The organism is Microcoleus sp. N3A4 (genome assembly GCF_036701805.1).
GTDB lineage: Bacteria > Cyanobacteriota > Cyanobacteriia > Cyanobacteriales > Microcoleaceae > Microcoleus.
The window spans coordinates 1-4245 of sequence record NZ_JAUBRJ010000148.1 but is presented as its reverse complement, the minus strand read 5'-3'; the positions used below and the strand labels follow the sequence as shown (position 1 = coordinate 4245).

The window sequence follows — 4245 nt, the reverse complement described above, 5'->3', positions numbered from 1 at the left end:
CCGCTCAAAGTAAAAGTGAAGGGGGAGGGACTTGAAGCCTCCCATGCCTATAAATGACTATACTTTTACCAGCTATTGGATCAGCTTTATCTCCAGGGACAACTACCACCTTCTATTCTGATTAGCCGGGATGGTAACGACAATCGGGGATCTAGCCCAATTTTTGATCCCCAATATTTTGATGGCCCCAATGGGAAGGTAGGGACGCTGATTGGTGCTGAACTGCCGCAGGTGATTAAATCTCGCTATCGCACCCTGAATGATCCCAAGTTTTGGGCAATGGGTGGCGTATCGTCTGGGGGGTGGGGGGCTTACAATATTGGTTTACGGCATCTCAACTCCTTGCACATCTTTTTCAGCCATAGCGGCTATTTCACAGATAGTAGTGGAGCCGAGAATAGCCCCAATCAGTTTATTCAGCAATTCCCCACGGCTCAACTTCAGGTGATTCGTGGGTATCTGGATGCGGGTCAAAGTGATCCTGATTTTTTGGCATCGACCCAACAGTTTCATCAAACGTTGAACCGTCTAGGGGTTGCCAATCAGTTTCAAGCCTTTCTGGGGGGGCATGGATTAACCGGTGCAGACTTTGGCTGGAACTATTTTCATAAACATCTTGCGGATTCTCTAAGCTATGTGGGCAAGCAATTTCATCAAGCTGGGGTGAGATAATGAAATCTACTGTTAGTAGCGCTTGGCGATCGCCACAAAATCGATTCTGGCTCTGGAGTGCCACCCTATTGACTGCGGGGATGGGTATTGTCAACTTGGTATCTGCGGTTACTCCCAGGCTACACAATCGGGTTCAGTGGCTCGAAGCATTATTTCCCTTTCCGGTACGGGCCGGAGTCCATGTGTTTGCCGCCGTGATTGGGTTTTTGCTGTTAGTGCTGTCTGCAAACCTGCTCAGGCGAAAACGGGTGGCTTGGTTGCTCACTGTCGCCCTACTCATCCTTTCGATCATCAGTAATTTAATCAAAGGATGGGATTACGAGGAAAGTATTCTGGCGGGAGTTTTGCTGGTGCAGCTTTTGTTGATGCGTCAACAGTTTACAGCGCAGTCCGATCGCCCTTCCATTGCTCAAGGGATTCGGGGCTTGATAGCTGCACTGCTGTTTACGCTGGCATACGGCACGTTGGGGTTTTATCTCCTCGATCACCACTATTCGGTGAATTTTGATTTGGGTTCAGCCATTGTGCAAACCTTGGCGATGTTTTTTACCGAAGATAATGCTGGATTGCAGCCCACAGATAGATTTGGCAGATTTTTTGCCGATTCGATTTACATTATTGGTGCAATTACATTGAGCTATGGGGTCTGGATGCTGTTACGTCCGGTGCTGCTGCGGTCAGAGGCAACAAAACGCGATCGCCAGCGTGCCCAGGCGATTGTTGAGCAGTATGGACGATCCTCCCTGGCACGCTTTACCTTGTTTGACGATAAAGACTATTACTTCAGCCCCTCAGGGCAAAGCGTCATTGCCTATGTACCCAAAGGGCGGGGGGCGATCGCGCTAGGAGATCCCATTGGCCCTGCGGAAGATCGGCAGGAGGCAATCGTTGGCTTTCAGCAGTTTTGTGCGCGTAATGACTGGTATCCCGCTTTTTATCAAACCTTGCCCGATGACTTGGAGCTGTATGAATCTCTGGGACTGCAAGCGCTGCAAATCGGAGAAGAGGCGATCGCTGAATTGCCCACCTTTACCCTGGAGGGTAAACCTGGAAAAAACCTGCGAACATCGGTTAACAAGATGGTGAAAGCAGGCCATCGAATTGAATTTTATCCCCCACCGATTGCTGAAAGTGTGTTGAAAGAATTGCGATCGGTCAGTGATGAATGGCTGGAAATGATGCAAGGATCTGAGAAAAAGTTTTCTCTAGGCTGGTTTAATGATGCCTACCTGCGGGATTGTGAGATCGCTGTGGTCAGAAATGCCGACGGACGGGTGACAGCTTTTGCCAATGTGGTGAGTGAGTACCGTCTCAATGAAGCTACCATCGATCTGATGCGCCATCGGCAGAATGTGGAACATGGCACGATGGATTTTTTGTTTGTTTCTCTGTTTCAACACTTCAAGGAGCAGGGCTACGATGGTTTTAACCTGGGTTTGTCGGCACTGTCTGGAATTGGCATGTCCAAGCAATCGCCCCGCTTAGAGAAAGCGGTTCGCTATCTCTACACTCACCTCAACCAGTTCTATAACTTTCAGGGGTTGCACGCCTATAAAGAAAAGTTTCATCCGAACTGGGAACCTCGCTATTTGATTTATCCGGGCTGGTTTGCTCTACCTGATGTGGTTGTAGCTCTAGTCAGAGCAGATTCGGGCGATCGCCTCTTAGATTATTTCAAACCCACAGGAGGATAGCCCAAGATGCCCAAACGGCTGCTCCGTCTCCTGCCATCCCTGATTAGCGTTGTCCTTCTGATCGCATCCATCTGGGTAATTCGTCAAGAACTCCAACAATACGAAAGCGATGATATTTGGCGACAACTGGCGGCAATTCCCCGGTGGAATGTGGGCTGGTCGATCGCGCTCACCCTGCTCAATCTCCTCGTATTCACCGGATACGATACCCTTGCTGCCCTATATGTGCGTTATCCGTTGCCCTACTATCAAACAGGACTAGTAGCGGCTACCAGCATTCCCATTAGCAACAGTGTGGGTTTAGCACTGCTCAGTGGTAGCGCCATTCGCTATCGGTTTTATGCAACCTGGGGTGTCCCTCCACTCAAAATTGCTCAGATCATTGCCTTTTGCAATCTGAGTTTTTGGCTGGGTTTATTTAGTGCGGGCGGATTGTTGTTTTTGTGGCAACCGATTAAGCTTCCCTCTAGGCTACATCTGCCCTTTCAATCAACGCAGCCCATGGGTGTGATCTTTCTGAGTGTAATTGGGTTCTATGTGCTGTGGAATGTATTCAGTCAGAAAACCTTGCATCTGGGACGGATCGCAATCCCGCATTTGCCGATCAATCTATGTATCGGGCAAATTGCCGTCTCGTCACTGGATTGGACTCTGGCTGCCGCTGTACTCTATGCGCTGTTGCCCACCAATCCCTCTGTCCCTTACGCAGCTTACTTTGGGATTTACTTGCTAGCGCAGTTTGCAGGTGTGGTGAGTAACGTTCCAGGTGGGTTGGGGGTGTTTGAAACAGTCATGTTTCTGTTGCTTCGGTCTACGATTCCTAGCAGTGCCCTGTTTGGTTCCTTGGTTGCCTATCGAGCCATCTATTATCTATTGCCACTAGGTATTGCAGTGCTATTGGTTGCAGGATATGAAATTCGTTTCCGTCGGGTGCATTGAATTGAAGAAGAACCGTGAACAACAATTGACTATGACTAGCGGATTGGGCTGAGGAATTGAGCGATCGCTTGATTGACAACTTCTGGAAACTCTGCAATCACGAGATGACCTGCTTCAGGAATATGTAAGTGTTTACTGTGGTGAAAGTGATCCGCTAAGTCTTTGCCCATTTCAGCGGTAAACATCGGATCTCGTCCACCCGTAATCACGAGAGTCGGAATATCGAGATACCGATCTGTTTTGCGGCGATGGAAAAAGTTATAGTGCCAAAATGGCTCTAGGGCTTGATAGGGATGAACTTTAACGGGGACAGGAGCTTCTGCCAAAAATTGCTGTACGGTTGCATGGCGATGGCTGCTGGAGGCTTTCTCTGTCCAAGTTTTAACAACAGTCAAGCGATACAGGTGCCTGCCCCCCCAAGTGAGAAATTTCATCAGTGGCACTTCCCACCAGGGGTCTAGCTCATGAGTACCGCCGCAGATCAAAACGAAGGCACTGACGGGATGGCGCTGCGCCCACTCTAAGCCAATGGGCACACCGTAGCTGTGGCAACACAAAACTGGAGCCTGAATATGGAATCGTTGCAGCAAGCGCGACAAATCACGGCGGTGTCGTCCGATGGAATAGCGGGGATAGGGCTGGGATTGACCATGCCCGGCGAGATCGTAAGCAAGTGCTTCCCATCCTTGAGTCACGGCAAATTCGTATTGCGATCTCCAGTTGTACCGATTTCCTAGCCCACCATGCAGGAATACAAGCGGAGGGGCTTGACCGAATGTATGACAGGCTTGTAATAATGTCCCTCGGCGTAATTGAATCGGTTCACCCGCTAATAAATCTCCAGTGTTTGGCATAAGAATTTAGGTTCTTCCTTACTTACTATGCTAAATCAATAGCTAAATCAGTGAAAATATCTGAACAAATATATAGAAAAGTAAAT

The 4245-nt window shown here is 48.9% G+C and carries 4 protein-coding genes; 3 read left to right on the top strand and 1 reads right to left on the bottom strand.

Annotated elements, in window-relative coordinates; translation table 11 throughout:
• The first annotated feature begins 75 nt into the window (after positions 1-75).
• Genes QUA56_RS36220 through QUA56_RS36210 form a run of 3 tightly spaced genes read left to right on the top strand, consistent with a single transcriptional unit; the run spans position 76 to position 3305 of the window.
• Positions 76-672 carry an alpha/beta hydrolase-fold protein gene (locus QUA56_RS36220; protein WP_333368769.1) on the top strand — a complete coding sequence of 199 codons (597 nt, stop codon included), beginning with the start codon at positions 76-78 and terminating at the stop codon, positions 670-672.
• Positions 672-2366, top strand: a complete 1695-nt coding sequence (locus QUA56_RS36215; protein ID WP_333368766.1) for a phosphatidylglycerol lysyltransferase domain-containing protein — start codon at positions 672-674, stop codon at positions 2364-2366. Before QUA56_RS36220 ends, QUA56_RS36215 begins: the two co-directional genes overlap by 1 nt.
• Positions 2367-2372: 6 nt before the next feature.
• Complete coding sequence (locus tag QUA56_RS36210; protein WP_333368763.1) at positions 2373-3305, top strand: lysylphosphatidylglycerol synthase domain-containing protein; 933 nt, start codon at positions 2373-2375, stop codon at positions 3303-3305.
• A gap of 35 nt (positions 3306-3340) precedes the next feature.
• On the opposite strand, the gene QUA56_RS36205 is transcribed toward QUA56_RS36210, so the two are convergent.
• Positions 3341-4159: an alpha/beta hydrolase gene (locus QUA56_RS36205; protein ID WP_333368760.1), complete on the bottom strand. Its 819-nt coding sequence runs from the start codon at positions 4157-4159 to the stop codon at positions 3341-3343.
• Positions 4160-4245 lie beyond the last annotated feature (86 nt).